The 26203-nt window shown below is 48.3% G+C and carries 21 protein-coding genes; 7 read left to right on the forward strand and 14 right to left on the reverse strand.

The genetic code is table 11. The annotated features are described in order from the left end of the window. The first annotated feature begins 443 nt into the window (after positions 1-443). A complete protein-coding gene (locus FP815_15085; GenBank protein MBA3016254.1) occupies positions 444-3005 on the forward strand; it encodes a pyruvate, water dikinase in 2562 nt (853 codons plus the stop codon). A gap of 69 nt (positions 3006-3074) precedes the next feature. Next, entirely contained in the window at positions 3075-3461 is a 387-nt protein-coding gene (locus tag FP815_15090; protein MBA3016255.1) for a response regulator, read from the forward strand. A gap of 241 nt (positions 3462-3702) precedes the next feature. Here FP815_15090 and FP815_15095 read toward each other — a convergent pair whose 3' ends face one another. The 11 genes from FP815_15095 to FP815_15145 all read right to left on the reverse strand — a co-directional run bounded on the left by FP815_15095 (position 3703) and on the right by FP815_15145 (position 15880). Beyond that, the gene (locus FP815_15095) at positions 3703-4491 is read right to left on the reverse strand and encodes a TSUP family transporter (GenBank protein MBA3016256.1); all 789 of its coding nucleotides are present in this window, start codon (positions 4489-4491) and stop codon (positions 3703-3705) included. A 288-nt stretch (positions 4492-4779) separates the two neighbouring features. Next, positions 4780-5166 carry a hypothetical protein gene (locus FP815_15100; protein MBA3016257.1) on the reverse strand — a complete coding sequence of 129 codons (387 nt, stop codon included), beginning with the start codon at positions 5164-5166 and terminating at the stop codon, positions 4780-4782. A 232-nt stretch (positions 5167-5398) separates the two neighbouring features. Further along, positions 5399-6889 carry an SLC13/DASS family transporter gene (locus FP815_15105; protein ID MBA3016258.1) on the reverse strand — a complete coding sequence of 497 codons (1491 nt, stop codon included), beginning with the start codon at positions 6887-6889 and terminating at the stop codon, positions 5399-5401. Positions 6890-7078: 189 nt separating this feature from the next. Next, complete coding sequence (locus tag FP815_15110; protein ID MBA3016259.1) at positions 7079-7603, reverse strand: CBS domain-containing protein; 525 nt, start codon at positions 7601-7603, stop codon at positions 7079-7081. Positions 7604-8221: 618 nt separating this feature from the next. Next, entirely contained in the window at positions 8222-8650 is a 429-nt protein-coding gene (locus FP815_15115) for a response regulator (GenBank protein MBA3016260.1), read from the reverse strand. Positions 8651-8870: 220 nt separating this feature from the next. Then, complete coding sequence (locus FP815_15120) at positions 8871-9524, reverse strand: HAMP domain-containing histidine kinase (GenBank protein MBA3016261.1); 654 nt, start codon at positions 9522-9524, stop codon at positions 8871-8873. Positions 9525-9536: 12 nt separating this feature from the next. Then, positions 9537-9896 carry a response regulator gene (locus FP815_15125; GenBank protein ID MBA3016262.1) on the reverse strand — a complete coding sequence of 120 codons (360 nt, stop codon included), beginning with the start codon at positions 9894-9896 and terminating at the stop codon, positions 9537-9539. Beyond that, the gene (locus FP815_15130) at positions 9893-11632 is read right to left on the reverse strand and encodes a two-component sensor histidine kinase (GenBank protein ID MBA3016263.1); all 1740 of its coding nucleotides are present in this window, start codon (positions 11630-11632) and stop codon (positions 9893-9895) included. Before FP815_15130 ends, FP815_15125 begins: the two co-directional genes overlap by 4 nt. 188 nt (positions 11633-11820) lie before the next feature. Further along, the gene (locus tag FP815_15135) at positions 11821-13041 is read right to left on the reverse strand and encodes a response regulator (GenBank protein ID MBA3016264.1); all 1221 of its coding nucleotides are present in this window, start codon (positions 13039-13041) and stop codon (positions 11821-11823) included. Between the two features lie 73 nt (positions 13042-13114). Further along, complete coding sequence (locus tag FP815_15140; GenBank protein MBA3016265.1) at positions 13115-15271, reverse strand: SulP family inorganic anion transporter; 2157 nt, start codon at positions 15269-15271, stop codon at positions 13115-13117. 12 nt (positions 15272-15283) lie between these two features. Beyond that, positions 15284-15880: a TetR/AcrR family transcriptional regulator gene (locus tag FP815_15145; protein MBA3016266.1), complete on the reverse strand. Its 597-nt coding sequence runs from the start codon at positions 15878-15880 to the stop codon at positions 15284-15286. Positions 15881-16267: 387 nt separating this feature from the next. Between FP815_15145 and FP815_15150 the strand changes: the two genes are divergently transcribed. Together FP815_15150 and FP815_15155 are read left to right on the forward strand one after the other, a co-directional pair. After that, positions 16268-17071: a chain A iron centre cytochrome C protein gene (locus FP815_15150; protein ID MBA3016267.1), complete on the forward strand. Its 804-nt coding sequence runs from the start codon at positions 16268-16270 to the stop codon at positions 17069-17071. A 139-nt stretch (positions 17072-17210) separates the two neighbouring features. Continuing rightward, positions 17211-17420, forward strand: coding sequence for a twin-arginine translocase TatA/TatE family subunit (locus FP815_15155; GenBank protein ID MBA3016268.1), 210 nt, complete (start codon positions 17211-17213; stop codon positions 17418-17420). 205 nt (positions 17421-17625) lie between these two features. Here the strand turns inward: FP815_15155 and FP815_15160 are convergent, their stop codons facing one another. The 3 genes from FP815_15160 to FP815_15170 all read right to left on the reverse strand — a co-directional run bounded on the left by FP815_15160 (position 17626) and on the right by FP815_15170 (position 22709). Beyond that, positions 17626-18933, reverse strand: a complete 1308-nt coding sequence (locus FP815_15160; protein ID MBA3016269.1) for a hypothetical protein — start codon at positions 18931-18933, stop codon at positions 17626-17628. 316 nt (positions 18934-19249) lie between these two features. Continuing rightward, entirely contained in the window at positions 19250-21157 is a 1908-nt protein-coding gene (locus FP815_15165) for a pyruvate carboxylase (GenBank protein ID MBA3016270.1), read from the reverse strand. 109 nt (positions 21158-21266) lie between these two features. Then, positions 21267-22709: an acetyl-CoA carboxylase biotin carboxylase subunit gene (locus FP815_15170; GenBank protein ID MBA3016271.1), complete on the reverse strand. Its 1443-nt coding sequence runs from the start codon at positions 22707-22709 to the stop codon at positions 21267-21269. 583 nt (positions 22710-23292) lie between these two features. Here FP815_15170 and dsrA point away from each other — a divergent pair. From dsrA to FP815_15185, 3 genes are all read left to right on the forward strand, one after another. Next, positions 23293-24573 (forward strand): dissimilatory-type sulfite reductase subunit alpha, encoded by a 1281-nt coding sequence (dsrA, locus tag FP815_15175; GenBank protein ID MBA3016272.1) that lies wholly within the window; start codon positions 23293-23295, stop codon positions 24571-24573. A gap of 59 nt (positions 24574-24632) precedes the next feature. After that, complete coding sequence (gene dsrB / locus FP815_15180; protein MBA3016273.1) at positions 24633-25763, forward strand: dissimilatory-type sulfite reductase subunit beta; 1131 nt, start codon at positions 24633-24635, stop codon at positions 25761-25763. Between the two features lie 106 nt (positions 25764-25869). Beyond that, positions 25870-26130: a sulfite reductase gene (locus tag FP815_15185; protein MBA3016274.1), complete on the forward strand. Its 261-nt coding sequence runs from the start codon at positions 25870-25872 to the stop codon at positions 26128-26130. Positions 26131-26203: the final 73 nt, after the last annotated feature.

Here is a 26203-nt window from a genome sequence, read left to right on the forward strand (position 1 = left end):
CCCTACACCTATTACGGCATTGAAGCGGTGCCGATCAAGGACCAATGGGGCACCGTGGTCCTTTCCCTAGCCGGCTATGTCATCTACACCTTGTGGTTCGGGTTCGCAATCCTCTTCATGTTCGAAGGCTGGGGCATGAAACTAGACCACTAACACCTCCGGCGCTTCAAATAACATAATCGTTCATCAGAAGCGTTGAACGTACGGATTTCACCGGACTGTAAACGTTTGCCGGGTGCCCCAGCCGGAGTCTCTCTACGGTCGCTTACCTGCGCGAAAGCGGTCTGCGAAGTGTGCTAGTTGCACATGAGCAGGCCGCTGACAGCTAAGCGAGTTTGCGAGACTGCGAAGCAGATGGGGTGCCCGGTGAACGTTTACCAAATAACCTCAAAAAAGCCAGCCTGAAGAGGCTGGCTTTTTTGGTAACGGACAGGTAACTTTTTATGCCTTCAATCACGGCCTTATGGCAGAAGATCAGCAACTGGTTTCGTTTTGATCAGCCATCCGCCGTGCCTTCCATTTCATTTGCCCAATGCTATAAGGCCTTTAGAGCGCTGTTAACCGCTAACAACGCCGCCCTGGAACTAATGGCCGAGATGGAGCAGACCCTTGCTGCCGGACGACCATTTGGCATGGCCTTTGTCCGCGGCAATTGCACCGCTCTTTCGGTCAATATCTACAAGATGATCCGTCTTCTGCAGGAGATGTCGGGCGGCAAGTATCAAGCCCTGAATGAGGCGTTCAAGCGCATTAGCAGAGAAGTTGAAACCCTAGTCAGCAACAAGCCCCTGGTGGCAGAGGGCAAATGGATTCTAGGCATGGACCGAGTCGACCGGGGCATGGTCGATCTAGTCGGAGAGAAGATGGCCAACCTCGGAGAAATCCGCAATCGGGTCGGGCTCAAAACACCTGATGGTTTTGTCATCACTGCCTCTGCCTGCCAATATTTCATGACCGCCACTCTCCTTCAAGATGAGATCAACCGCCGTTTAAAAACCACGGACCAGGACAACCTCGAAGAACTCTACCAGACCAGTTCAACCATCCAGCAAATGATCATCAGTTCCGCCCTGCCATCCGATCTGGAGCATCAAATCCTAGCCCAACACCACACCCTGCAGACTGCAGACAGGGAGGAGATCCTGGTTTCCATGCGCTCCAGCGCCCTCGGTGAAGACAGTAGCGGCGTTTCCTTTGCCGGTCAATACCGCACCCAACTCAATGTCAGCCCTGATTTCATTATCCAGACCTACAAGGAGATCGTCGCCGGAAAATACAAGAGTCAGGCCATTATCTATCGCACCCAACGCGGCTTCCGCCATCAGGACATCACAATGTGCGTCGGTTGCCTGATTATGGTTGATGCGCTTCTAAGCGGAGTCAGTTACTCACGATCACCCACCAACCGCCGTAGCGACTGGATCGAAATCAATGTCGTGGCCGGCTTAGCCAACCAGGTTGTGGATGGCAATGTCGCAACCGACTATTTCCGGATCAGCCGGGAGTACCCGCACCAAATTATCAGCAAACAGATTAACCAGCGTCCTGGCGAGAAAGGGACACCCGCGCTAACCTTAAACGATGCTCAGGCAAGTGAATTGGCACATATTGCCATCCTACTTGAGCAGCACTTCGGAGAACCCCAGGACATCGAGTGGTCCATTAACCAACAAGGAGAGGTAGTGTTACTACAAAGTCGACCACTGACGCTAACTACAGCCTTTCTCAACGACACCTTAAACCATGATACTGACCAGAACGACAATGCCATCTTAAAGGGCGGGGTGACGGCAAGCCTCGGAGTCAGCAGCGGTCCGGTCTTCATTGTCCGCTCCACCGTCGATCTTCTTAGTTTCCCAAAGGGTGCAGTACTGGTGGTGGCACATCCCGTTCCTGACTGGGCCACCTTGCTCAACCGCGCAGTGGCAGTGATCAGTGAAACCGGTCAGGTGGCAGCCCACTTAGCGACAGTGGCCCGCGAGTTCGGCGTCCCCGCCATCTTTGGCATAGACGGGGCGACTATTCTCCTGAACAATGGAGATGAGATCACCGTCGATGCCACCGCCTGCCGCGTGTACCAAGGACACCGGACGGACATCCTTGAGCACGAGACCGAACAGAGTCCGAATCTGATGGTTGACAGCCCGATCTATAAGTTGCTCCAAAAAATTCTGTCCCTGGTCACCCCACTGAATCTTACCGATCCGACCTCTCTCTATTTCACCCCCTCTTCCTGTATGACCCTGCATGATTTGACTCGATTTTGTCACGAAAAGGCGGTGTCCGAAATGTTCTCCTTCGGGAGTCGATATGGCTTTGACGACAAGTGCGCCAAGCAGTTAATCGGAGAAACAGCATACCAGTGGTGGGTGATCAATCTGGACGACGGTTTTGACCGCTCGTTTAACACCAAGGAAAATTTTATCCCCGTTACCGCTATCGTTTCACTCCCCATGCTGGCAATTTGGGAAGGAATGACAGTCATCCCCTGGGATGGACCGCCCCCCATCAACCTATCCGGATTCGGCTCCATTCTCTTTCGCTCTACCCAAAACCGGAATCTTGAGCCCTGTCTCCGTTCATCGTTAACGAAACGTAATTACTTCATGGTATCGAAAAATTTTTGCAACGTCAGTGTCCGCCTGGGTTATCATTTCGCCATGATTGAGGCCCACTTGAGTAAATTTCTCACCGAGAACTATATCAGTTTTAAATTCAACGGCGGAGCCGCCGATAAAGAGCGCAGAATAATTAGAATTGATCTCATCAAGGAAATCCTGACTCTCTATGGCTTCCGTTTGGAGCTGAAGGCGGATGCACTGTCAGCCCGAATCGAAAAAAGACCAAATGCTTATCTTATTGACCGCCTGAAAGTGTTGGGATATCTGCTGATACATACTCGGCAGATCGACATGGTGATGGGTGATCGGAACATGGTAGCCCATTATCGACAAAAAATTACCAACAACCTGCGCAGCATCATTCCGGAGTGTAGGATAGAGTAGCAGGCTCGGCATCGCTCCCCAACTGTAGAAAAACTACGTAACTACTATCTCTTATGAGAGTGAGATTTTATGGCAACCAACAACATCCATATCCTGCTGGTCGATGATGAGCAGGATTTTCTTGAAACCACCAACAAACGACTGACACGGCGGGGCTATGCCATCAAGGCCGCTACCACCTGTGCTGCCGCACAACAAGAGATTGAAGAAGGCTGGCCGCATGTCGTCATCCTTGACGTTATGCTCCCGGACAAAAACGGGCTTATTTTTTTGAAAGAGATCAAGCATGCCTGGCCCTCCCTGATCGTCATCCTTCTCACCGGTCACGCCTCGATGGAGGCGGGATTGAAAAGCATCGAGTACGGGGCTCAGGATTATTGTCTGAAACCAGTGGAGTTCGAGGAGTTACATGAAAAAATCAAAATCGCACTCCGAGAAGCACAAATAGTTTTTTAATAAGCACCCATTACCTCAGCCAATATCTTATTGGTAACTGCTCAGGTTGTCGGTTTACGGTTGGCAGTTGACGGTGAGTGATCCTGTCAATGGCTTAGCACACCCTGACTTCATGCATCTACGATGCATTCATGACTGACCATGATTCTTTTAACTGTAAACCGATAACTGATTACCGCTAACCTGAGCAGTTACCTTTATTGTTATTATAGCACCTGCTGTTCAGGCAATCGAGATGGGCTTATACCACACCAAGAGCCATGGCAGCGGCTAGCAGGATAAGCATGACGGTGATGATTTTATGGAGCGCGCCCAAAGTCATCTTGTGGAGCAGGCGCGCCCCGACAAAGGACCCGACAAAAGCGGCCAAGGAACCGGCAGCCACCAAGCCCAGCATATTTTGGTCTGTAAGCATCGCTGAATCATGATGCATGAAAGTGGCGCCGTACACCACAAGACGCGCCATATCTACAACTACGGCAGATACTACCATAGTGCCAACCAGCGCCTTCTTTTCCAAACCGGCGCGAACCAGAAAGGCCGAACGCAGGGCTCCTTGATGACCGGACAGACCTCCGAGAAAACCTGACAGTAACCCACCCAACGGAATAAAACGGGGACCAAAAGCCAGGTGTTGACCAAACGGCAGCAATTCTATAACTGCAAATACACCAATCACCATTGCAATCAACAACTTGACTGGAGTAACATTATACAACCTGCCCCAGAGTTCATAGCTAACAAGCGGCCCACTTTCGGCAAAAAATCCGAGCATCATTGCTCCTAAAACCGCAGCTACCGCACCGGGGATGGCAAATAGCAGGACTACCCGCTGATTGGCATGACGTCCGACCAGCAGCACCTTAAAAAAATTATTGGCCAAATGAACCATGGCCGTAGCAGCAATGGCGACCTCCACTGGGAAAAAAATTGCGAAAACCGGCATCAACAAAGTACCGAGGCCAAATCCAGCAAAAAAGGTGAGTCCCGCTACCAGTAATGCGGCACTGCAGACGATCAGATAATCCATAAAGTCTCGACCAGAAAATTAATTAATTGAAGTATTCAAGTAAAACACGCCCCGCGCATGAACATTAGCCAATCAGCGCCACCCGCCCTTACAAAAAAATGGTAACGAAGCCCAGAGCATGAGACCAAACAGGTTTTAATTCTGTCAGTTCGAACCTTGAGAGAGAAATCACAAATAAAATTGGGCCGGCAACGGAATAATCCGCCCCGGCCCAATTTTATCAACAGGCACGACCTGAAGATACCTCAACTATGCCTGCTTTACAGTTCCTGCCCAACCACAATCAGGTCAAGCAATGACGTTGACCTGCCAATTATCGCCGATCCATAATTTGACAAATTCAACAGCAAAACCCCAGGATGCCACGTTTTTCACTGCCACCTCAAGCTGTTTGAGCTGGGTGTCCTTATCTACCGGGTTACCAGCGCAATCATGATGGCAGACAATAGCCACGGCCTTTGAGCCATGACCGTTCACCGAGATATCCAACCGTCTCTTCACCGACTCCAAGGTGCTGATATTACTGTTTTCAGCTAAGGCCTTAATGGGACCCGGCTCAGTAATCATATCCACATAGTCCACACCGAAACGGTTCTTCATGTAGTCAATAACGGACTGTTGAGTCCTACCGTCCATACAGTTAATGGCGGTGGCAAATTTCCCCGATGCTGCCATGTTTCTTCCTCCTTGTTCTCTATTTCACAAAAAACCTAAAACTTATAGGAAACTATCACCAGCACGGTATCTGCTGTGTCGTCGGCCAGACTCACATAGACTGGCCAAAGCTCTCAAACCTATTTCACACATCGACCGAGCTGCTGAACGATCACAGTTCCGGGCATCTGCTCATCTTTCAGCTTTGATCGAGATACTTACAACTCTTATTTACTAAAAGCAACTCCTTAACTCACTGAACCGGCAGGGTAATCTGCATGCCCATCAATGGCCAGATTACAGCGATCGCTAAAGCCACCAACCCCATCAGCAAGATACTGGCAGGGATACCATACAAGAAAAACTCCCCAGTGGTAAACTGCTTTGAGTTGTAGGCAATGGCGTTGGGCGCCGCGCCCACGAGGAGTAGAAAAGGCATACCGGCTGTAACCAGAGATGCGTACAAGATAACCTCACCGGCAACTCCCAGGTAAGGGGCGATAACCAGGGCCACCGGCAGGGAGATGGCGATGGCTGCCACGTTCATGATAAAGTTGGTCATAACCATGACAAAAAAAGCGATAGCCATAATAAAGACAAACCAGTTGGCCTTCTGAAACATTACCAACCAATTGACCGCCAGCCACTTGGCGGCGCCGGTGTCCCACAGACAAAAACCAATGGACATGGCCCCGGCAAAGAGCAAGATGATGTTCCAGGGAATCTCTTCAAGGTCCTGGATGGTCAGAATGTTGAGCACGAAAAAGGCGATAGTGGAACAGAGGAGGATACCGGTCTTATCCAAAACTTTAAGTGCAGGGACAAAAGACTGAGCCGAAATAATACAGATAGTACCAATGACGATGGTGCTGGCCAGAATCTCATTTAAAGTCATGCCGCCAAGTTCTTTATACATGCGTTTGGCCTTATCCTTGAGGCCAGGGATACGGTCCTTTTCCGGCTTCAACACCAGCATGAAAAAAAGAAACAGTACGCCGACCATAAGCCAGCCGACGGGAAACATATAATAAGTGAGGTCAAAGAAGCTGATATCGACCTTCATGATGTCCTTATAAAAACCGACAGCCACAGCGCCACGGGCAGCGCCCAACAGGGTGATAATGCTGCCGGCACCAGCGATATAGGCCATCCCCATAAACAATCCCTTACCGAACTTGGTGGGCTTATCCCCCTCGCCGTACATGGAATAAATCGCCATCAGCAGGGGGTACATGGTAGCGGCCACCGCCGTGTGAGCCATGATGTGGGTCAGGGCTGCGGTCATCACAAAACAGCCCAGATAGATCATGGAGGTCCGTTCCCCGACAATGGAGAGCATCTTGTACGCCACCCGCTTGGTAAGACCGGTCTTGGTAAAGACCATCCCGATAACAATGGAACCGAAGATAAAAAGTACCGAAGGATCCATGAAATCCTTAAACGCCACCTTGGCGGGGCGGATCATAAACAGAGCCTGCAAGGTGCCTATGGCCAGACTGGTGACACCAATGGGAACTACCTCAAATACCCACCAGGTACCGGCCAACAGAAAGACGGCCAAGGCGCCCTTGGCCTCCTTGGAGAGTACAAAATGTTCACCCAAAGGATCAACGGCATCGGGCCAGGCCGGTGAATAATAAACCCCCGCAAACAGAAACACCCCCAACATCAGAAAGGCTATCCGCTTCCAGTCAATGGGCGCCTTTTCCATTGCCATCCCCACGTTTGAATTTGAACTTGTCATGGTTTTCAAACCTCATTTTCAAAATTTATTTTTAAAAATCTTGTTTATAGTTTAGATAAAAATCCCTATGGACTTTTGACCAACCGCAATACCCAAACCACATTATATCCAGAACTTCGGGCACCCTGGTCGACGCTTAGCGATTCTCCATCAGGAAGAGACGACAAGAAAACCGTATGCTGCACGCTCTTACAGTTGGCAACGACTGCTTATCGCCTTGAAGATCTCTTCCAAGCGAATGACACCGACAACCCGACCATCGTCGACAACCGGCATAATCACATCATTGCTGTGCAGCAACATAGCCAAGGCCTTGAGCAGAGGGTCCTCCCCCTTCACAAAACGCGTGGCAGGCGACATCAGATCCTTAATCGGAGTAATTCTCTTTTTTGCGCACTCCACAAAAAAAGAATCCTCCCATAAAATTGACAAGTTGGCATATTCCACGCTCTGCCCTTCAAATTTCTTAACCTTGGTCACATCCACCAGGCGCTGGTCAAGGCCTTGCAAAATATCCTGCAAGGTAACCCTGCCCACCAACTGATTCTGGTCATTGATAACCATCAACTCGGAATATCGCAGCCGATCGCTGGGTCCACAGGTAAAGGTCTGAATAATTTCGACCGCATCATGGAGAGTCTGCGTGTCACTCAAGTGCGGATATCTATCCAGAGGAATAATAAAGTCTTTTACAACCAACGTATCTGCTGTCACGGATCTTCTCCTTTTTGCCTTGTGTTTAGATTATCAACTCAAGATTGATGGTAACTATTCAGCTTGATCGCTTGAAAGTAGTGAGCAAAAAAGGTGATAAACTTACCGAATAGAGATTCTTTCCCCACTCATTCCTCCCCTCTCTTACCAACCCTCTCCTTGTTCCAATCTCCTAACCAACCTGAACCACTAATAAACTTAAAAAAATCAGTACCAAGCACCTTTCAACCAACACCATGAGACTACCCGTCTTTCATCTCTTCTTGTCCGTGTTATAGACTGACAGACTGACCCGACCCACAAGAATTAAAAGATGGAACAATCCTCAATAAGGAGCAAACCATACCAATTTATTCGACCTTATTTTCCAGGTAATTCTACCGACAAAGAAAACAAAAATTTTGGATATGGATAATTGCTCAACAAAGCTCTTGTCAAGGGAATTCGTTTTAAGTGATCAAGAAAAACCCAATGGTTTTTGAGACCCCTTGTTTTAGCGCGTTAATTATTTATTGGAAAAAAGAAAAGAGAAATGGGGAAGGGGGAGAAACTCTCAAGAAAAAAATGACAGCCATGGCAGTGCTTAAAAATTGCCTTGCCATGGCTCAATAGGATATATTACCAGCCTTTGCCGCCGATAATATCTTTGATTTTCTGCTCTGACTCTGCTCGAACAAGCACCATCTTGTTGGCCTTAGCCGCTTTAATCTTTTCAGTCAAGGTCTCGATACTTGCCGGTTTCTCAAGAAGGTCAAGGGCTCCGAGCTTCATGGCCTGGATACCCTTTTCTACTGTGGCCTGACCGGTAAGCAAAATAACCTGAATGTTAGGATTTTTTTCCTTCAACCTTCTCAACGCCTCGAGCCCGTCCATATCAGGCATCTGCAAATCAAGAACAACCGCATCAAAGGCCTCTGTGTCAAACTGAGCGAGCGCCTCCTTGGCAGAGGTTGAAGTCGAAACATCCATATCGCGGGAACGCATCCTTGCTGCCAGAGTTTCAACAAAGTCTTTTTCATCGTCAATAAGTAAAATTTTTTCAGCCATCAGCAGACTCCTAAGTATTTGTCAATTATGATGGCGTCGCCAAAAGTCCGATCTACTGCGTTGCCGCGCATTATTGTTCATTCAGCACACCACATGTGTGGCTTCATTCTCAACAATACACTGCACCTTGCATATCGACCCTTTCACTTAGCCATCCCGTGACTTCTTGCGAGATTGTCACAGCTTCTCTCGACTCTTGCTACCATCACTAATACATTTATCACTCGGAGAAAATGATGGCAAGCTCTTCGCACTCTGGCCGAACAGAAATATCAGCATTAAGAGCGCTGAGCATCCCGAGTAGAACTTTGCCGGGAAATTGTTCCCCAGCTAAATAAGAAAAATCCTTTAAGCCTCCGAAACGAATTTCGACAGCATCCTCTTTTTTTTCAGCTGATAAGCGAACCGTTTTCCCTGGCCCCACAAAGTTCATAGCAGAATCGAGGCAGAGCCAGATTACATTTTCCAGAACGAATGAATTGGTGGTGACATTGACTACTGATTGGCCTGATGCATGCTCAAGTGTAACACTGCGCATACTGGCAAATCTTTCAGAGAGGTTGACCATCAGGATCAAAATATCGTTTAACTCAACAGTTTTGATAGTGTCATCTGCACTGTGGGAAAAAGCGTTCATGTTTTTCACAATGCCATCAGCCCGGCGGATCTGCTTCGAAATCAACAGAGAAATATTTTTGATCCGCTCACTGTCCAATGGGATTCCCTTGTCTGCCATCAGGGTAAGATCTTCGAGAAGACCGGCATTCTCATTAATTATGGCAAGAACATTTTTTATCTCATGGGAGATAGAGGCGGACATTTTTCCAAAAAATTTCAGGCCCTCCTGACCTGTTGACATTGATTCGCAGCACATGAAATTTCTCCCTTAAGTTCCGAACACCTCGTTTAATTTTTGGACCAGGTCTTCAATTTTTACCGGTTTCACCAGGTAATATTCTGTCCCGGCCTCGGAGGCAACTCTCTTGAAATCCTCTTCTGAGCCATGTCCAGTCATAAAGATATATTTCATGTGGGGACATTTTTCCGCTAACTCTTTTTTCAATTCCAGACCGGTGATTTTAGGCATTTTCATATCCAGCACGGCAACATCATACCGTTGTTCTGAAATTTTTTGCAGCGCACTCTCCCCGCCTGTTGCCCAGCCCACGTCAATACCCCGAAAAGACAATCTCTCCGCCAAGGTGGAAACCAACTCTTCTTCGTCATCTACCAGTAAAACCTTCATACTCCTCCTCTCTCCTGTTGCTGCGACTTAAGCGGCAAGGAAATTATAAACTTAGTTCCTTTACCAAGCTCACTTTCCACCTGTATCTTCCCCCCAAGTTCCTGAACCAGTCCGTAGGTAATAGAAAGTCCAAGTCCGGTGCCGCCCGTTTTGGTTTTAGTTGAAAAAAACGGCTCAAATATTCGCTTCAGATCCGGCGCCGGAATTCCGCTACCATCATCGACAACAGTGACAGACACATACCCCATCCCGTCAAGATTTGCTGAAATGTCCAGATGACCACCATCTTTCATGGCCTGGAAGGCATTATTGACTAAATTCAAAAATATTTGCTGCACCTTCCCACGATCGGTTTCAAAATCCGGAATATCCTCCGGAATATCTACAGTTACCGCAATGCTCCGATATTCAGCCTCTTTCTTCAGAAAGCCCAAAACATCTTCAATCACAGCAGCCAGATGGATCGACTGAATTTTCACATCAAGATGCCTGGCAAATGCCAGCAAACGCTTGGTGATAGCGCCACAGCGCTCAACAGAAAAAATGATGGAATCGATGAGGCCAAGCAGTTTCTCATCTGCCTCATACCTCTTTTGAAAAGTGAACAGGTCTTTGATAAGACCAGCCTTTTCATTGATAATGGCCAAAGGATTATTGATCTCGTGAGCAACGCCAGCGGAAAGGCGCCCGATGGAGGCAAGTTTGCTGGTATGCTCTACCTCGCGAAGGGCATGAATACGTCTTTGATCAGCAATGAATATATCATTGACCAACCATAGAGATACACCATGGGCGACGAACAGAATGAGGACAACACTAAAAGCAACGAGACCATAGATTACCCTCCTGGTCTGATACCATGGGTCCATCAGCTCATCTTTCTGCGAAATAACCATGAGGATAAAAGGGGATTCCGGAATATAGGCATATCCAAGAATAACATGCCTGCCATCAGAATCAACCTGCTCGCGGACTTCGGTATGCTCAGAATAGTCCGGCACAACACCCGGGAGGACATCTAACACATTCCCATGGTATAATGACGGAGTTTGAACAGTGCCATCTCGGTTAATAAGAAACGAATCACCATTACCGCTCAGGCTCAGTCCCGACAACAATTGGTTAAAACGATCGGTATCAATAGTAGTCCGCAGAACATAATACCCCCCGTCATCTAAGGCCTGTCTCACTGCAATGACGAGATGCGGAATCTCTCGAAAACCCAGGAAGACCTCACTGATGTGAACTCCACTGGCCATGGTTTCAACAAACCACTCTTCTTCGCTATAATCTTTTCCTTCCAGATCGAAGGGACCAACATATTTGACCTGGATGCCCTTTGCATCAATGACACCCAGATCGGTAAACCCACCGATGGATTGTCGAAGGCTTCCCAATATCCTGGTCAGCTGTTTCTTATCATTAATCTCATTAAATGAATTAGTTAGCACCAGAAAATCAAGAGCTGCCTTTCTCTCCTCAAGAAAAAAAGAGACGGTGCGCTTGGTGTTTGAAACCACCCTGGCGGTACGTAGGCTTATCTCAATCTCCGCATCTTTCTTGGTGGCGACACAATCAAAATAGGCAAGCGCCAAGAGGGGGACAATTGCCACAATGCTCATCAACAGGGCAGAAGTTCTCCACAGACGCTGAAAATTAAACAGCCGCTTGAAAGGGCCGATCTCTTTGGCCTTATAATCCCAAAAAACAGGCTTAATCCTGTCTAAAATAGACATATTACTACTGCCCCCCAGGTCGTACGCCAAAAGCAGATCTTATTTCAGTTCGCATTAAACCAATACCTTCCGGCTGCGCTGTGCTGCTCATCGGCGTACTGATATGTACGCTCTTCGTCGCTGCTCACTGGCCTTCACGGTCTTGGCCTGGATGCTTGCTGGAATATTCTGTTGAATGCAACTTAGAACTAGCTACTCTTGCTCTGATGAATTTTTTCTTTTGCTTCTTTAAGCTTCCTGCTCAGAAGCTCGATATCAACAGGCTTATGCAGATAGTCAAAAGCGCCAAGCTTGAGGCAGGTGTCCCGGTCAGTGGCGGAGCCATGGCCCGTGAGGATAATGACCTCTATGGAAGGATTGGTTTCCTTGACCCGACGCAATACCTCAATCCCGTCAATGCCAGGCATCTTGAGATCTAGGACTAACACCTCTGGCGCGTCATCAGCAATAAGCTTCAAGGCTGTTTCGCCGTCATGAGCAACAGCAGAACCCATATCACGCAGGATAAGACGCTCGGACAGGGTTTTAGCGAACTCACGCTCATCGTCAATCACCAACACCTTGGTGGGTGCATCAAAGTCAAACTTCCGATAGACATTGGTCTGGTGGTAATTCTTGCCGATTTTAACCTCTACAGAAATGACTTCCTGTTCCTTGCTGACGATCCCCCGGATTTCATCCACCAGGCGACTGAGCATGAGCACCTGCTTATTTACAGTAACTGTGACCACACCTTTGCACGCTTCCACTTCTACGTCATGACCTTCGTTGATCAAGGCGACAGCGGCCCTGGCCTTCAAGAGATTGTCCTCCACAGCCTGAAGTGAAGCTGCGGTTGGTTTTAGTATATCCCCTTTCAAATACTCCTCAATAAGGACAGCAGCTTCCGTCACGCTTGTCTGATGCATGGGAATAACGAGATCATACATTTTGGGATCCCATGGGTCGGTTGCTCCACCAGTACTTTTGACCCAGCACGATCTTTCATTGTCCACGCTAGTGATAAGCTTGACCGCCTCTTTCTCGGAAAGCCCCTGCTCACGCTTCGCCACAGAAACCCTGAACTTGAGGTCACCAATAAGACAGACCCGTAGAATATGGGTGATTGAATGAGGAGCCAAGTGGGCAAGGTACCCCGACATCAGCTGGTTTTGTCCGGAAAGCATTTCAGCCATGGCAAGCTTGAGATAAGCCATGGCCCGCTCCTTCTCGCGGGTAAATTTATTAAACACCGATGTCTTTGTTAAAAAAGCGCTCTCAATACTGCTCTCGCTCATGCCAGAGAGTTTCTCAGCGCGTGCCACCAAGTTATTATCTGTCACAAAACTGCAGCCGGTTCTGTCCAGTAGTTCCTTGACCACAGATGAACCGTTACTGAAATCCCCACTAAAAATTGAAATATTAGGCATTGTTAACCTCTTTTGTTAAGTCCTTCGGCAAGCGACATCTCTCGATAAAATACGGTATCATTCGATAAATCAATCAAACTTCCTGTGGATGATAGTGAGTCAGTGGGCATTTTCCACACCCTTTTTGGGGCAGATCTGTTTCATTATGAATTTTATACACAATATTATCAACAGCAGACAGTGTGTCAGAGTAGAAATTTTCCCGACCGATCTTGTCCAAGAGATGCGTCCTCTCAAGAACGGCCATTACCGCACCCTTAGCGCTACTGATGGCAAAACCAATCCCTGCAGAGCGCACCCGCGAGACAAGCAGGGCCAGGGCCTCTTCACCAGAGGCGTCCATATCATTGATGCCGCTGGCCTCAAGAAGGATATAGCGAAGATCCGGCATTTCAGTCCTGAATTTTATAACCTGCTCGTCAAGATAGCTAGCATTAGCAAAAAAGAGCGCTCCATCAAACCTGACAACAGCAACATGCTTGCACCCCTTAAGCCTGTGATGCTGGGCATTCTTGAGCACCTTATCCTCATGCATGGACAGACTGGCAACTACAGGTCGCATGGATTTATAGAGAAAGACTCCCATCGAAAGACCCACACCCACCATGATACCCTTGTCCAAGTGCGGGGCATAGGCCAGGGTAACCAAGAAGGTAATAATGGAGATAGCGCCATCATACCACTGGGCCTTCCAAGCATGGGCAAACCCGCTGGTATTGACCAGACCGACAACCGCCATCATAATAACCGCAGCTAGAACCGCTTGGGGCAGATGGTAGAGGAGCGGGGTTAAAAAGAGCAGTGTTATGACAACCATAACGGAGGTGAAAACGCTTGAAACTCCGGAGACAGCGCCGGCCTGGAGATTGACAGCAGAACGAGAGAAAGAACCAGAACACGCATAGCTTGAACCCATTGAACCTAAGATGTTAGCCAAACCCTGGCCGATAAGTTCCTGGTTCGGATCGAGCTTCTGACCTGTTTTGGCTGACATAGCCTTGGCAATGGCAATGGCCTCCATGAAACCGAGCAGTGAAATAATAATGGCTGTGGGTAACAACTTCTGCAGAGATTTTATACTAATCGCCGGGATAGCAAATTTGGGAAGACCTTCCGGGATTGTCCCAACAACGGCTCCTCCCCCCATAAGCAGCAAACTGTCACTTTTCAAGGCGGAGTTACCGATCTTGATTCTCCAGAGTCCTTTGTCTGTTTCCACCCCGGACGGAATATCTTCCTTTGGATAAAAAGTGTAGTCCTTGCCCTGTATCGAAGCTTCAAACTTCATCCCCCTGATTTTTTCCCGTAACGATTGAGTCTGCTCCTTGGCCATAGCCATTTTCACGGTCAACATCTTGATCTGGCTCTCCTGCTCCACCAACTCCAGTGAAGGCCCGTGCCCAGCCGTCTCTTTCTTTAAAAGATCAAGCTCCTTGCCAAGGGCGGCGCGCTGTTTTCCTAAGGTATTAACTTCATCAACGACACGATTGAACTCGGTCACAGTTTCCCTAAGCCCCTGAATTTGGACAGAGGCCACCGGCACTTTCACATCATTATTGTACCCGATAACATATGAGATCACGGTGGTAATCGCTACAGCGATGAGAACACTGGGAATTCTGGGGTTAATTTTTTTCAAGATCGCCATAATGGCTACTGCCCCTACGCCAAAGGCCAAAGTGGGCCAATGGGTATAATCCATGGCGGCTTGCGCGACCCGGATCATGGTCTCATAGTGATGCTCCGAACTATCCACATAGACCCCAAAAAACTTGGAAAACTGTGAAGAGGCGATGATAATAGCAGCGGCATTAGTGAAACCGTTAACAACAGGATGAGACAGGAAGTTTACCACCAGACCGAGTTTGAGAACGCCAAGCGAAAACTGAAAAAGACCCACAATCAGGGCAAGAAGAATTGAATACGCAATAAACTCGGGGCTCCCGGCCGTAGCAAGAGGCTCCAAGGAAGCGGCAGACATGAGTGAGACGACAGCAACAGGCCCAGTGGCTAGCTGTCGACTGGAACCGAAGAGCGATGCGATCATAGGCGGCAAGAAAGCCGCATACAAACCATAGTAGGCTGGAAGCCCGGCGAGTTGGGCATAAGCCATGGATTGCGGAATAAGCACAAGGGCAACAGTCAACCCCGCTAAAGCGTCTGTCCGCAATTTGCTTGCATCATAATCTTCAAACCATCCCAAAAATGGAAATACTTTTGCCAGTAACATAAATTTCCTCTCCTACTCTTTCTTTGTGAGCATCCTGCGGCACGAATCGATGAGTTCGTTAAACAGGGTTCTTTCATGATACAAGTTATAGGTCCCCAAACGGACCATGCCATCAACCAGGGTAAATATAATCAGAGCTGTCTTACGAGGCGGAACGTTATCGATTGAACCGTCCTCCTGCCCCATAAGAATCGCCCGTTCAAACACATCTGTAAAACAGTTATATATATCTTCAAGATATTGGCGGCATTCAGGATTTTGCTCGGCAAGTTTGTATGGATAATGCCGATGAAGAAGCAAAAATCGCTCTTCCATCTTGCCTGCCAAATAAAAATAAAAAGATATCACCGCTTCAATCATTGCCAAGCCCGATGAAGACTCGTTCTCGTCAAGATAGGCCTGGCACTCGGCCAGCAGGATCTCCTTGAAATTTTTGAGCACAGCAAGGAAAAGATCTTCCTTGGTTTTGAAATGGTAGAATATGGTGCCATCCGCCACCCCGCTCACCCTGGCGATTTCTCCCATGGAGGTATCCCGAAAGCCCTGTTCCGAAAAAAAAACAGTGGCAGCTTGCAGTATCGCCTCTTTTTTGGTCTGCGGTTTAGACACGTTATCCCCATGAAATCTATTAACTGAGCACTCAGTCAGTTTAGATACACTGTTAGCCCCAACCTGTCAATACCCTTTCAAATATTCTAATTTCGATTCGATCACTTTTCTCTACTGAACAGACTTAATCGCTTTACTCATATTTCTAGATAGAACGCTAACAAAACAGGTAAGCAGTTACTTAAATTGTATAAATTTTTACGAGTAGCCTCAACCAACCCCAACAAACACTTGCGACAATTTGCCACATTGACAGCTCCAGCATTTCCTTGTTTCTTTGCATCAACTACCACAGAGTATCGCTTCAACTTACGGTTGGATCCGGCTGAAAAACTCAATACAGCCTCCAGCTAACATCAAAAAGCGCAACAGAAAGGAGAAAAAACAATGAGTGAAGAAAAGCAATTGGAGTGCCAGGGCATTTCACGCCGCCAGATGCTGATCGGTACGGGGGCAATAGCCGCCAGCACAGCCTTAATGCACTTCGGTGGGTTTTTAAAGTCTGCCCATGCCAAGGATGGGACCAACGAGAAATGGCCATGGCCCTACGTCAAGCTTGACCCGCAAAAAACCGCTGAAATCGCCTATCAGGAGTGGTATCGAGTCTTTTGTGGCGGCGCGGTAATCAGCAGCGTCTTCGGTCAGTTGCGTGAGAAGGTCGGTGAGCCCTACAAATCCTTCCCAATCGACGCCTTTATCGCCCTTGAAGGAGGCATGGTCGGCTGGGGAACTCTCTGCGGCTCTAACGCCGGCGCCAGTATTGCCAGTAATGTTATCATCGGCCCTCGGATCGCCGGTCCGGATTGTGAGCATGGTCACTCTATTGCCTCTGATATCATGCAGTGGTATAGCGATACCGCCTTGCCAGTCTTTAACCCGAAAGAGCCCAAGCAACCGACAACAATCATCCAGACCGTTAGCGCCTCTCCTCTCTGCCATGTATCGGTAGGTAAATGGATGGCTGAATCCGGATTCGCCCTAGGCAGCCCCGAGCGTAAGGATCGTTGTGCACGGGTTGCAGCCAGCGTTGCTTATCAACTTGTTGAAAATTTGAACGCCTGGAAAGATGGCACCTATGAGCCCAAATCGGGATGGTCCCCTGGCAAGACCCATGGCATCCCAGGACAGCCTAATTGCACAGAGTGTCATGGCAGCGATGTACCCAAGCCGCCGATGGCAAAGAAAGCCTGATCAAGGCACAGAGATTCCTCGCAATTGAAAAATAAAGCGGCTGATGGATGATATCCTTCAGTCGCTTTATTCTAAAGCAACACCTCTCTCATGCCATCAAGAACGAGCACCACACCACACACAATCAGGAGACTTTGATATGTTTGGCTTAGGAATGCCGGAGTTAGTTATCATTATGGGAATTACGTTTATGGTATTTGGCGGCAAGAAACTGCCGGAACTTGGCGCAGGTTTGGGCAAAGGCATCAAGGCCTTCAAAACCGGCCTTCGGGATGTGGAAAAAACGGTTCCGGCCCTCGATGAAGTAAAAGCCTTGAAAAGCGATCTTCATGAGACCGAGAAACACTAATTCCACAGCAAGAGCAGCGACATGAACACCAGAACACGCATCTTGCTGAGCAACAGTCCAAAACCGTTACTCTATGGTTTTCAAAAAACAAAACAAAAAAACCCCGAAGAGGGGCATTACTCTCCGGGGCACTTTGCTATCGGCAGATTTTTGTAAGTTTCGCACGAAAATCGACCTACACATCCAATGTAATCATAATCACACCTTATTCGCTGATCACACACTTACCCTCAGCACACTCCACACCTGCCATCAGATGACGAACCTTATACCCAGCTTTCCTAAGTTGGTCTGCCGCCATAGAGGCTCGGTCACCAGCGGTGCAATGAACAAGAATCTCCTTCTCCTTTGGCAATTCTCCCATCCTTTTTGATATCTGGTCCAGAGGAATAGATACCGCCCCAGGAAAGGCGCCCTCCTCCACCTCATCCTCCGTGCGGACATCAAGAACCACACTGCTAGATGAACCATTGGCGAGAACCTGACGGAACTCATCAACCCCGATCTCACCCTTCTCCATCTCGCGGGCATAATGAATCTCGGAAGAGATCCCTCCCGTCGTCAACTCACCACCAGCCTTCACCCACCCTGCCAATCCACCATTAACAATGGAAGCTGTCTTGTAGCCCCACTCCGCAAGAAGTTTAATCGCCTTCTTCTCCTCGTCAGCTGAACCATAAAGAATGAATGGGGCAGACTTGACCTTTGGCAATTTCCCCTTCACTCCCTCAAACTGCGCAAACGGGATATTGACCGCCCTCGGAATGCCCCCTTTGGTAGCCTCATCAACCGGCCTGAGATCGATAATAATTGCATTGCCTTTCTTGACAAAGTCCATGGCTGCCACCGCCATCTTGCCAGACTTCTTCCAACCGGGAAGCCCCTTGATCATGACCTTGACATTGGTATACCCGGCCTTGACCGCAACACTTGCCGATTCCGGACTCAATCCACAGGTTGGTCCGCCACAATAAAAAATAAGTAATTCCCCCTTGTCCGTGGGAAGGAGAGATTCCCCTTTTTCCTTAAGAACATCTGCCGGAATCGAAACTGCGGTAGGAATGGAGGCCTCGGCAAACCGCTTGGCCGGCCGGGAATCGACTAAAGTATAAGGAGTGGTGCCATCTTTCACGATTGATATCACATCCTCCGGCATAATCTCGGTAGTCCCGGCAGGAAGTTTAGCCAGCTTTTGCTTCACCTCAACAGCCATCTTTTCTCCATTCTCCATAGTGACCTGGATGATAGCAGATTCCCCTTTTTCGGCGAAATCCATACCTTTGGTCGAGTCAGAGAATTTCACCATCTCCGTAACCTGCCCGATCTTTATCGAAATAGTCTTTGCCTTTTTTGACACCCCTACAATTTGCCCGGCCAGAGTATTACCTTCTGTTTGATTAACAACCGCCATCCCGGTCCCTTCCGCAGCAACAGTTCCAGGCAACCATAAAGGACTACCCAACAGCGTGATGGCAAGTGCAAACCCGGGCATCGTTTTAGTCAATCTCATCATGTACCTCCCTTATTCTTAATTGAAGTCAGATGACCACTCCATCGAATGGAAGGGCCACAGTAGATCAAATGTGATTTTTCTCACGAAAGATAGTACAGTTTTTAATATGATAATTAAATACTGTACTGGCCCCACCGAGTGTGGTCAACTTCATTTTTAGAGACTGTCACTTTATTACAAGAGTCAGCGAATTCGACTCATAAAAGCACCTGACAGGTCCCACTCAACAGATCTGAATCATCCTCTACAACGCAAAGAGCCCTGGAGACTTTAATCTCCAGGGCTCTTTGCGTTGTAGAGGAAAAAACAAAACAGGCTATTTGATGGTAATCTTGACCAACTTATCTCCAGGCTTCATCTGCTTGCCAACCTCAGCAATAACCTTTTCGACCTTACCGGCCACGGGGCTGGCCACGGGAGTTTGCATCTTCATCGCCTCCAGCACCACCAAGGTATCGCCTACTGCTACGGCTTGACCTTCCTTGACCTTAATATCGCAGACATTAGCGCTGAACGGCGCCCTGATATCACCGGCCTGAGCAAGTTCGGTGATCTCTTCTTTAGTCAACTCCAAAGGCTTGGCCGCTACAGATCCGGCTACCTCCTCAGGAAACGAGTATACACGCTGATGGTGATCCACGTTCAGGTAAATATTCCACTCCCCTTCTTCTCTATTCAACTGCTTAGGACCAACTTCAAGGACATGCTCTTTGCCAAGATGATCCTTGAACTGAATTGTCTCACCCACCTTAAATCCGCCCCGCCGCATAAAAATGCTTGGCGGCAGGACATAGGAATGACCATATTCATCTTCAAATTTAAAGAAGTTAACCGCATCAGTAGGGTGTTGCAGGTAGAGAACCAATTGCTGCTCAGTTGGCTCACGGCCTATCCTTTTAGCCAAGGTCTGGCGTTCCTGCTCGATGTCCATGTCACTGATCTCTTCCATTCCACCGTCCCGTTCAAGGATTGCCTTCCAGTCCGGCCCAAACACTTTCTCATATACCCAATCAGGTGGTTGATAGAACGGAAACGGTCCGTACTTGCCTAACAGAAGATTTTTCAGATCCCCGGACGGGTTACCATAACGGTTGCCACCCAAGACATTGCTCACTGCCGTAGTCCATAGAATCTGTGACCCCGGAGTAACACTCCAGAAGTTACCCAGCTCAATCTGAACCTTAGGAAGTTCATCGTGAAGGATCTCGGGCATCTGATCAAGAAATTCACCCTTGACCGCCTGCTCGAAACTGGAGCCCATAGCGCCACCCGGCAACTTATGAATCTGAACAGTCGGCAAAAATCCCTTAAACTGTGACTCAAAATACTCATAATGCTGCCGCTCATTACGCAAGACTTCAGAAGTTTCAATAACTGCCTCAACATCAACACCAGCCGTGTTCTTGCCATAATCCTTCAAGGTATCAATCACGGTCAGAATTGGAGGGGGGCCGTAATAACCGGTAAAGGCGTGATCAGCAGCGTCAACGATGGTGGCACCATTAAGTACCGCAGCGGTAATACGGCCCACATCGTTTCCATCGGTGTTGTGGCCATGGTAATGAATCACAAGATCCGGGTACCGCTGCTTAATTGCGGCTACGAGATCACCAATTCTCTTTGGCGTCCCCAATCCCCCATGATTCTTGATGCAGAGGAGAATATCCTCGCCAGTTACATCCAAAATCTCTTTAACTTTGCCGACATAAAACTCATCTGTATGCTCCGGCCCGGTGGAAAAACAGATACAAGGCTCAAGAATTTTACCTGAGAGTTGCACCTCCTCAAACACCGCCTGCATATTAGGCACATGATTCATAAAGTCAAACACCCGCCAGACATCGACGTACTTGGCAAACTCACGAACAGTCAAACGGATGACATTTTTGGGATAAGGTCGATACCCAAAGAGATTAACACCACGACACAGGGTCTGAAACATGGTATTCGGCATTTTTTCTCTAAGTAATTGAAGCTTCAGAAAAGGGTCAACCTGCTTGCGGAGGATATCGACATGAATCGATGCCCCACCGGTAATCTCAAGCGAAAAATAATTCGCCTTCTCACGAGCCTTGGCGGCAAGAAGTTCCGTGTGGAGCAGAATCCGGTTTTTAAAATCAGACTGGGAAAGATCCCGAGCCGTGTTGGTAATAAAATAACCATCCGCGTTACGAAGGTTAGATAAAACTTCCTTAATATGCATACCCTGAACAATGCGTTCCATGGTGAAAACTCCTTATGGTCGGCTTGGCGCGTCAGATCACTGGCGCCTGCCTTAATTCAATATCAGCGCTTCGTTGCGAAGCGCCATGGCGTTCATATCTTCCCCCACTTTAAATGGCGTGAGGATTCTCCATCCGGTAATGGATTTCAGCAATCAACTTTGCCAGCTTATCAACTTCAGAGTCCTGATCGTCATAGGTAAAGAGTTCAGGATGAGTATCAAGATAAGAGGTGTCAAACTCCCCGCTCCGAAAATCCGGTTCATCGACTAAATTCAAATAAAAAGGGATGGTGGTCTTAGGCCCTGCGATGACAAAGTTAGTCAAACAACGACGAAGACGATCAACAGTCTCATTCCAGGAATACCCAGCTACCGTCAATTTGACCAACAGGGAATCATACACCTCGGGAATTTTATAACCTTGATAAACAAAACCATCCAGCCTCACACCATAGCCACCGGGTGAACGATAAACAGATACGGTCTTCCCCCCTTCTGGCATAAAGTTGTTGCGTGGATCCTCGGCATTGATTCGCATCTCAACCGCATGACCGCGCAAGCGGACATCATCTTGACAAAAAGCCAATTTTTTACCCATGGCAAGCTTGATCTGGGTACGAACGATATCAATACCGGTAATCATCTCGGAGACTGTGTGCTCAACCTGAATCCGAGTATTGATTTCCATGAAATAGAAGTTCAAATCCTTATCGAGTAGGAACTCAACGGTACCGGCATTGGTATAGTTAGATGCCTTGGCGGCGACGACTGCAGTATCGCAGATTTTGTCCAGTATCGCCTGATCCCTGATCATTGATGGCGCAATTTCCACAAGCTTCTGGTTACGCCGCTGGATCGAACAATCCCTGGTGCCCAGATGAACCACTTTGCCATAATTATCAGCAATGATCTGAACTTCAACATGCTTGGGAGTAAGCACCACTTTTTCGAGGTAGACGCGATCATCATTGAAAGCTGCCTTGGCTTCAGATCGGGCAAGAGGAATAGAGGCAAGTAGCTCTTCCCTCGTCTCTATTCGACGAATACCTCGCCCACCGCCACCGGAAGTAGCCTTCAGCATCACGGGGAAACCGTAGCGGTCAGCAAAGGCCAGGGCTTCCTTCACTCCCTCATCGCCAGCCGTCAGATTATCAGTTCCTGGAACCATGGAAATCCCGGCATCAGCCATGATCTGACGCGCAATAACCTTGTTACCAAGTTTCTCGATCACCTCACTGGTAGGACCGATAAAAATCAGCCCTGCGTCTTCGCAAGCCTTAGCGAATTTAGGATTTTCCGCAAGAAAACCGTACCCTGGATGGACCGCATGAGCGCCGACCTTTAACGCGGCGGCAACAACTTTATCAATACTTAGATAGTCGCACCGAGGGCCATCCCCAAGCCAAACCGCTTCATCCGCAGCCCGAATGTGCAAGGCTTCATTGTCTGGGGTCTCAAAAACGGCCACTGCGGTAAACCCCAGTTCCTGAATGGCCCTGATTACCCGGAGCGCAATTTCACCCCGATTAGCTACTAAAATTTTAACACTCACACTCCACCTCTTACGGTAAAAAGAATAGGTCAAGGCGATTAACACCGCCCCAGGAATCAATATTGAAAAACTTAAAAAGGATCTCTATATAATGTAGTTAACGGGAATAAGGCGCTGCCTGCTACTATCACCAACTATCATCCACCAATCACTAAGTAATTTCTGTACGATGGACAAATGTTCAGAAATATAGCACACAAAAAAAATCCGCGCAATATGGTGAAACTATCGCCCATGAATAGCCATTCACTCTCTTGCTAAAACCACAATGTAGTGGCTCACAACAACAGCCGAGATCTAATATCGACTCTCAGAGAGCCCTGGCAATAAACCAAACTGATGACAAGTGACACCCGGTATTATATTATCGCGCCCCCCCTTGATCCAGTTGTTTAAACGAAACCAAAAAACGATTATTTTTTATTGACAAAGGACAATCTGGTGGCTAAGTTGGGTTTCCTGAATAATGATTCATTAATTATTTTTTTGCGTTTATTCATCTCGATGTTGTTGTCACTGAGGCACGGCTAAGGATGATAGTGTGCAGTTTTAACCATTTCAGATCCTAAGGAGGAAACGAAAAATGCCAAAGCATGATACGCCCTTGTTGGACGAACTCGAGAAAGGACCATGGCCGAGCTTTGTCACCGACATCAAACGCCAGGCCGCCACAAAGCCGGAATGTTGGGACATTCTGGGTCAGCTTGAGTTATCGTTCAAAGACAGAATCACTCATTGGAAGCACGGCGGCATCGTCGGCGTATTCGGATACGGCGGTGGTATCGTCGGCCGTTATTCTGACGTACCGGACAGATTCCCCGGGGTTGCTCACTTTCATACTGTCCGTCTGAATCAGCCTTCCGGCATGTACTACAGCACTTCTAAATTGCGGGCTATCTGCAGCTTATGGGAAAAATACGGTTCAGGTATGACCAACATGCACGGCTCCACCGGCGACTTGGTTCTCCTCGGTACCACCACCCCCAACCTGGAGCCTCTGTTTTACGAATTGACCCATGACCTTAACCAGGATCTTGGCGGTTCCGGCTCCAATCTTCGCACACCTTCATGCTGCTTGGGCAAATCCCGCTGTGAATGGTCATGTGTTGACACCCAGGCGCTTTGCTACTCCCTGACCATGCGCTATCAGGACGAAATCCATCGCCCTGCTTTCCCGTACAAGTTCAAATTCAAATTCTCCGGATGTCCTAACGACTGTGTTGCTTCTATCGCTCGTTCCGACCTGTCCGTTATCGGTACCTGGAGAGATGATATCCGGATCGATCAGGATGCAGTAAAGAAATACGTCAGTGGTGACTACAAGGCCAATGCCGGCGCACATGGCACCCGTGACTGGGGCAAATTCAGCATCAACAAGGAAGTCATCAACCTCTGTCCCACCAAGTGCATGTGGATGGAAGGCGAGACTCTGAAGATTGATAACGCCGAATGTACTCGTTGTATGCATTGTATCAACGTAATGCCTCGCGCCCTCCGCCCCGGCCTTGATCAAGGCGCAACCGTCCTTGTCGGCGCTAAGGCCCCGATCCTTGACGGCGCCCAGTTCGCCACCATGATCGTTCCTTTCATGAAGATGGATGCTGAAAACGACTTCCAAGAAATCGTTGATTTCATCGAAAATCTGTGGGATTGGTGGATGGAGCATGGAAAGAACCGTGAGCGTGTTGGTGAGTCCATCCAGCGTGTTGGTCTACCCACCTTCTTAAAGGTATTGAATATTGAGCCTCTGCCGCAGCATATCAGAGAACCTCGCTCTAACCCGTACGTGTTCTGGGAATCGGAAGAAGTTGAAGGCGGATTTGATCGTGATGTCCGTGAATTCCGGAAACGCCATAAGCAGTGAGCCGAAGCTCAATATTTTAAAGAAATAAATTTACTCTATACTTTTCAGGAGGTAAGAATATGGGTTACGATCCGCAAAATCCGATGGCCGACAGAATTACCGACATCGGCCCCCCGCACTATGAAGAACAAATGCCGCCGGTCATTAGGGCCAACTTCGGCAAATGGATGTACCACGAGATCACACAGCCAGGAGTTCTGGTTCACGTCAGTGAGACCGGCGCAGAGTGCTACACAGTCCGTGTAGGTTCCGCTCGTCTGATCAGCATCGAGCTGATCCGTGAGATGTGTGACGTTGCAGATAAGCATTGTGATGGACACCTTCGTTTCACCACTCGTAACAACGTTGAGTTCATGGTTGACTCAAAGGCTAAAGTTCAGCCTCTGCTTGATGACCTTGCCAGCCGCGAAGGTCGTTTCCCAGTCGGCGGAACCGGCGCCGGTGTTACCAATATCGTACACACCCAGGGCTGGATCCATTGCCATACTCCGGCAACCGACGCATCCGGCGTTGTAAAAGCAGTCATGGACGAAGTGTTCGAGCACTTCATTTCCATGGAAATGCCAGCACAGGTTCGTATCGCCCTTGCATGTTGTCTCAATATGTGCGGCGCGGTACATGCTTCCGATATCGCTATTCTTGGTGTTCACCGCAAGCCGCCGATGATCGACCACGACGCCATCACCGGTCTGTGCGAACTTCCTTTGGCCATTGCTTCCTGTCCTCTGGGAGCTATCAAGCCAGCTAAGGCAACCAATGAAAAGGGCGAAGAAGTTAAGTCAGTTCAGGTTAATGCCGCAAAGTGTATGTTCTGCGGTAACTGCTACACCATGTGTCCGGCTATGCCTCTCGCTGATCCGGAAGGTGACGGTATCGCTATCCTGGTTGGCGGCAAGGTTTCCAATGCCAAATCAGCTCCTAAATTCTCCAAGCTCGTCATCCCCTTCCTTCCCAACACGACACCTCGTTGGCCGGAAACTACAGCTGTTGTAAAGAAAATCATCGAGGTCTACTCAAAAGATGCTCATAAATACGAGCGTGTTGGTGAGTGGGCTGAGAGAATCGGCTGGGAGAAGTTCTTTGAGAAGTGCGACATTCCGTTCACCATCAAGAGCATCGATGACTACCGGTTGGCGTACACCACCTGGAGAACCACCACCCAGTTCAAATTCACCAGCCATATCAAGTAAGAATTGATTCGACTGCGTATAACAATGGCAGTCAGGACAGTTAGCTGGCTGCCATTGTTACCGAATTTATTTTTAGCTTTAAACCTATGCGAATGAGGGTCTAACCATGGCTATGAGCAAAGAAGAGTTGAAAGCGGCGATATTGGAAAAATCTCAAACTGCTGCCAAAGGTCAGTTGTACATCAAGGATTTTTACACCTGTGATCCAGAGTCCAAACCCCGCGATGTAAAAAACGCTGCCAATGAGTTAGTTAAAGAAGGAAAAATGGACTTCTGGTCTTCAGGAAGTACTACCATGTATGCAGCTAAAGGCCGGGCAAAGAATGAAGAAACCAGAGATGCTGCTGAAGAATCCAAAAATGCTTAATTAGAATTATTTCTGACAAAAAAAAGCAGAGGAACTATCCTCTGCTTTTTTTTTGCTCAATGCGCATTATTAA

The organism is Desulfobulbaceae bacterium (genome assembly GCA_013792005.1).
In the GTDB taxonomy this organism is placed as follows: Bacteria; Desulfobacterota; Desulfobulbia; order Desulfobulbales; family VMSU01; genus VMSU01.